The organism is Parabacteroides sp. AM08-6, assembly GCF_003473295.1.
Taxonomy (GTDB): domain Bacteria; phylum Bacteroidota; class Bacteroidia; order Bacteroidales; family Tannerellaceae; genus Parabacteroides.
The window spans coordinates 3,115-8,706 of record NZ_QRMP01000051.1 but is presented as its reverse complement, the minus strand read 5'-3'; the positions used below and the strand labels follow the sequence as shown (position 1 = coordinate 8,706).

Below are 5,592 nucleotides of genomic sequence, written 5' to 3'. Positions count from 1 at the left end.
TTCGGAGATTTGAACCATCCGAGAGTCTGCATTCGTTGCCGCTTTATTAGCTATGTCGGCTGCCGTGTTAGCTATTGTTGTTGCTTTATTGGCATTTGTTATTGCAGTTAATACATTCTCATATGCGTTTTGTAGCCACTCAAGGCTTACTTTACCGCTATTGTTTGCAGCATCAACACCAATTGTATACAGACCTATAAGGGACTTTATAAGGGGCAATTCTGATATTTTTTTCTTTTTATCCGCCATAATTCATATCGATTAAGTATTCTCCGTCTTCAGTTTCTATCATTTCCCCGTCTTCAGAGGCAAGTAAATATTCTGTTTCGCCTATGCGGAACACGGTAAATACAAGCGTCAGGCTGAATTCTACCACAACAGGACCGGATAGGGACACCACCCGGAACCCGGAGGACTGCTTGTAATAGCAGGGGTACTCTTCCCCTACATATTCCCAGTAAAGGGACCGTTCGTCAGGCTTAACAAGGTCATTGAAAAATGCAGTATAGCACTCCCAAAACTTTGCCATTGAAACAGCGCTTAAACAGCATTTAAGCGTTGTCTCTTTCGAATTAAACACGACAAAATCTGCATCGTAAAACTTACCGTCCGATGTGGCAAAAGAACGGGTAAGGTTCTGTTTTACGGTCGGGGACTTCAAAAGGTCATCCCAGCCTCCTATAATTTCAATCCCATACAGGGAAAGGGGAATATTGTCTATTTTATATTCAGACACCGGCAACGTCATGCCACTGCCTGAAGCCGGCAAATAATCATCAGACCTGGAAGGAAAATCATCCGCAAATTTTAAACTGAAGGAAACGGCCGACGTGTAATCCTTGCAAGCTGTCTGTGTAAGTAGACGGAGACGCCATTCTTTCCCCAATTCTGTTATGTGCAGGGTGTGATATCCCGGCTGGCTTACCAGGTAGATAAAATCGCCTGTATCCGGACGGTTTGAAGCAAAAGAGACGGTTACCTCTTTCGCTTCCAGTGTCGGGGCTGAAAGGTCTACCTCTATGCCGTCTTCTTCCGGCCAGTCGTTTTTATCCGGTTCCTTCAGGGCCGGAAAACGTAGCAGGTCGTTATACCCGCCGCTGGTTATAACCACGCCGTAGCGGGCATATATATCGATGTCGTCTATGTAGAATGCACCTATCATCTGTTACGCAATAAAATTCCGTTGTTTACCAAAGAGCTTATACCGTTCTTCATCTCTTTTATGTCCAGGTCGATACCGTCCAGACGGCGACAATAGCGGGTGTTTTCTTCTATTTCTATCCACTTTGCGGCAGCCTGATACAGGATGTTCTGAATGTTACTTACATTCTTGTCTATACCGGATGTTATATAGAGCAGGGCGTTCACGCTCCCCATAAATTCATTGAAACTATCCTGGCTGACGGATTGTATTCCTTTTGCCACGGCAGAACGTGTTGCCTCTTCGCCCAGTTGCACGCCTGTGATTTTTTCCAACGCTTCCGCTTCGTTTGCGGCGCTCTGAATGATGGCATCGTATTGTCGACGCAGTTCTTCTATCTTATCCGTCGTCAATCCGTTTTCGGAGGCTTCGGCAAACCGGGTGTACCACTCTTGCAGGGGAGCCTCCAGGTATTTCATCTTTATGCCTTGCATCATGGCGTTACGCATCAGGTCGCGGAAGTCATCGGCGAAGTCCGCCGCAGAGCGTTTACCGTCCAATAATCCCTGTGCGATGCTGTCCGTAATGGCCGACGAGGTTGTCCCTGTCCAGGCTTCCCGCATTTCCTCTTTCAGGTTATCCATCATTTCAACGACATCCGCACCTTCCTCCTTAAGCTGCTTCAGGCGTTCGAAAAGCGTTTTGGCGGCACCGTCCAGTTTATCGGCCGTATAGAGGCTTTCAATCTCATCGTACGTCTTGCCGGCAAGGCTGGAGTATTCGTTCCATGTTTTTGCCTTCCGGAACCAAGTACCGTGTTTATAACCGGTTCCGGAGATATAGTTCTCACCCATCAGTTTGCCCCATACCTCTTGGTATTCCTTGTTTATGGCACCCTTCTGTTTTTCAAGTTCCTTTTGCATCCGACCGAAATACTGGAGGGAGGATTCACCTATCTGTTGCTGGGTACGGAGGCGTTCGCGCAGGATGGCGTTATATTCCATTTCCTTGCTATAAGTCTCAACGAGACTCTGCAAGTATTCCTGCCGTATTTTTTTGTTTTCCTTGATACGTTTTCCTATGCCTGTAATGAAGCCGGTTATACCGGTCAGGATGCTGGCGGCACCCTGTACAAAGTTTCCGGTACCAATCTGGGCGATACCACCGGCTATGTGAGAGGCGGCCTGGGCGGCATCCGCAGCCGTGCTACAGACATCTGCCAGATTGCTGTCGAAAGCCTCCGCCATCGTGGCACAATCCTGTAATGCCGTGGCTGCGGCCTGTAAATCCTCCGGCAAACGGCTGGCGCTTTCCTGTTCGGCTCCCCGAATGCCTTGTTCTATGTTGTTCAACAAGGATTTCATTTCCGGGGTTAATTCGTCTACCCGCTTTTTCCACTCTTCGATAAACGCCTTTGCTTCGCTTATCGCCTTTTTCAACGCCGAACGGGAAATGCGTTCCATATCCCCGAAAAGGACTTCTGCAAAGCTTGAATTTTCCGAAATCAGGGTGGCGACTTCCACATCGTATGCGTCGGTCCGGGCATCCATCGCGTCCTGATAGCGTTTTTTGTCATAGTCCGTCGTGGCCTTTTGGCCGGCTTCGGCCAGCCGGGACATATCACGCTGGTAATTCTTTTCCAGGCTGGACATTTTTACGGTAAACGACCGATAGTTTTTCAGCAGGTCATCCAGGTTTTTCTGCTGCTCTTCCTTCGTTTCCTTAATTTCGAGGTCTAAGACGATGCGTTTCTGGGTTCCGGCTGTACCGGTGTCCTGTTCCATCAGCTTGCGCAGTTTTTCCAGGTAGGCCAGATAGCCTTCTATATCTTCCTTGTATAGCTTCTTTTTCTCTTCGATACTCTGCTTGAAAGCTGCCGCATCGAACTTTGGGGCTGTCTCCTGGCGTGTCTTTTGGAGGTAGCCAAGCATTACATCATCATCTTTCGTGCGGTTCGGCTTGTTCTGCAATTCATTGATTTTGTTCGACAGGTAGGCGATAAAATCACCGCCTTTCGCCTTCAGGTCCTTAAAGGCTTCGTCTGCCGCTTCCTTTCCCATGTTACGCTCATAGGCATACAGGATGGCGTATTGCTCCTTATAGAGCTTTACTTCTTCTTCCAGCTTCTGCAGGGCTGTCTTTTTATTTGCCCTGGCCGTCTCGTTCGCCTGCTGTTTGATGATGTTGCTAAGGTTGGTGGATACCTCGCGGGACTTGCTGTAATACTCCTTTGTTACGGTCAGGGCATCGGTAAAATAGGAGCGGAACTTGGCTTTCTTCTCATCATCCCAGCCCTTATCCAATCCGGCGGTAATATCATTGATTGCATTAATCAGCTCGTGCTGTTGCGTAAGCGAGAGTTCCCCGCCGTCGGTTAAGGTTTTAAAATACTTGTTGGCAAGTTCCGTCTGTCGCGGAAATTCTTCGGAAATTCTTCTAAATGTTTCAGATTCAAGCTTGATGTAATTATAATAATTTTCAGCAATAGGTTGTAATTCCAGGTTCGCATTTTCCTTTTCCAGTTTTAATATTTCTTGCCCAATTTTTTTCCGTTCTTCAAAGGTTTTATTCACATCCATCAGCTGGGTGCGATATTGCGCGATGGCGGAAGAATTGGCAAGAATCAGGCCGTTGTTCCGTTCCTGAAGTTTATTTATACGCACCTGTTCTTCCGATGCCTTTGCGTTTAGTTTGGCATATTCAACCTGATTGAGTTGCAATTGTTGAAAGGCCGAAGCATTCTTGTTGGCGGCATCGATATTCCCCATGAGTAAATTATAGATGCCGGCAGCCATCTCTGTCAACATCTTTTTTTGCGTACTCCAGATACTTTTGGAATACGCAACAACGGCATTCATTTTAGTGGTGGCTTCCTCGCTTCCTTCTATGGCCGTTTTCAAACCATAGAACAGGGTGGTAAGTCCGGCAACAAACATTCCTATGCCTGAAGACATAAAAGCCTTTCCGGCAGTTAAAAATTGCTTGAGAAGGGATACACCACTACCAATCGGTCCCGGTATCTGCTCCAAGGTATCGGCAAGGCTTGATGATTCAACTTTTGTCTCTTTTAATCCGCTGCCAATATTCTTCAACTCCCGGTCCAGTTCCCGGATACGGTTCAACAACTGTCCGCCAATCTTTTCGTTTTCACGTTCTTCCTTATTCAGACGGGCATATTCTTCCCGAAGTTTCGCCAAGATTACTTGCTTTTCCAGCAAAGAGCCGGACGCATACGTCACCAACTCTTTTTCTTTACGGAAACGAGTATTAATATCTTCAATCTCCTGATTAAGCGTCTTGATACGTTTTTCCAGCTTACCGCCGATCTGTTCGTTTTCCCGTTCTGCCGGATTTAGGCGACTGTATTCTTCCCGAAGTTTTGCCAACGTTGCCATTTTTTCTTGCAGGGAACCGGACACTAGTGTGACAACTTCTTTTTCTTTTCTAAAACGTCCGTTAATCGAGTCTATTTCTTGGCTTAGAAGCTTGACACGTTCAACGATTTTACCCCCGACCTGTTCGTTGTCGCGTTCTTCTTGTGTCAGCTTCGAATACTCGGCACGAAGGGAGGCTACATAAGATATTTTCTGTTCTAAAGAATCCGAAACTTTCCCATTCAGTTGGATTTCCCGCTCCAATTCTTTATTTAGTTCAGAGGCTTGACGTTTTAATTCGGCCTGCTGAACTGATAAACGTGCCTGTGCCTGTGCATAATCATCGCTTGAAATCTTATTTCTTTCAAATTTTTCCCAAAGGGCATCCTGGGCAGCTTCATTCTGCCGAAGTTCCTGAATCACGCGTTGCAGAATTACAGCCTGGCCTTGTGCCCCACGGCTAAGTCCGTTAAATGCTTCGTTACTACTACCCAACAAACGTTTAAAGGACGTATAGCTTTCATCGCCTACGCCTTTAACGGCAAGTTGAACCCTTGCCAGTTCTTTTTCTATATCGCCTTTTACAATAAATTCAAGTCTGATAGGTTTCATCTGAAATTGTTATTACATTTGCGAATTAATACTTTGTTGCATGAAAAAGATATTGCCTGTCTTGTTGGTCACAGTATTACTTTTGTCTTGTAGCCGGGTTGAACGCATCCAGTCGTTAAGCCAGCTTGAACCGGCATTGCGTAAGCATGTGGGAAATCCAAACAAAATCGATACAGTCTATAAAGGAGATATCTTTCCTATGAGTGGCATCCATTATGAATACGATTCCGTTCCCAAAGTGAAATTTGAAGACTTGGTCGACTTTTTATCCAAGGCATACGATGCCACACCTGTCATAACAATAGATTTGCCGCGTCGTAAAGCCTGGCTTGTTCCGCTGAAGGATGATTCCGGGGCTTACATGATACAGGTGTCCGACTATTGGGACGGGGATGTAAAAGAACGCCAGCTGGGTTTCTTTGTCATTGACGTTAACAATGAACTTGTCACCCCTTCTTCCCAAAC

The 5,592-nt window shown here is 46.3% G+C and carries 3 protein-coding genes and 1 pseudogene; 1 reads left to right on the top strand and 3 read right to left on the bottom strand.

What is annotated here, in order from left to right:
• From DW103_RS17445 to DW103_RS17435, 3 genes and pseudogenes are all read right to left on the bottom strand, one after another.
• Positions 1-249, bottom strand: a pseudogene (locus tag DW103_RS17445) (hypothetical protein); the annotation flags it as partial.
• Positions 239-1,162, bottom strand: a complete 924-nt coding sequence (locus DW103_RS17440) for a hypothetical protein (RefSeq protein ID WP_122278493.1) — start codon at positions 1,160-1,162, stop codon at positions 239-241. The pseudogene DW103_RS17445 and the gene DW103_RS17440, both read right to left, overlap by 11 nt.
• Complete coding sequence (locus tag DW103_RS17435; RefSeq protein WP_122278491.1) at positions 1,159-5,127, bottom strand: hypothetical protein; 3,969 nt, start codon at positions 5,125-5,127, stop codon at positions 1,159-1,161. Before DW103_RS17435 ends, DW103_RS17440 begins: the two co-directional genes overlap by 4 nt.
• 40 nt (positions 5,128-5,167) lie before the next feature.
• On the opposite strand from DW103_RS17435, the gene DW103_RS17430 reads away from it, so the two are divergent.
• Positions 5,168-5,592: hypothetical protein (locus tag DW103_RS17430; protein WP_199653051.1), on the top strand; the 425-nt coding region annotated here is incomplete at its 3' end.

Bases quoted from the DNA above. Each gene is read 5' to 3' on its own strand.
- DW103_RS17440 (WP_122278493.1), bottom strand. From the start codon at position 1,162: ATGATAGGTGCATTCTACATAGACGACATCGATATATATGCCCGCTAC.
- DW103_RS17435 (WP_122278491.1), bottom strand. From the start codon at position 5,127: ATGAAACCTATCAGACTTGAATTTATTGTAAAAGGCGATATAGAAAAA.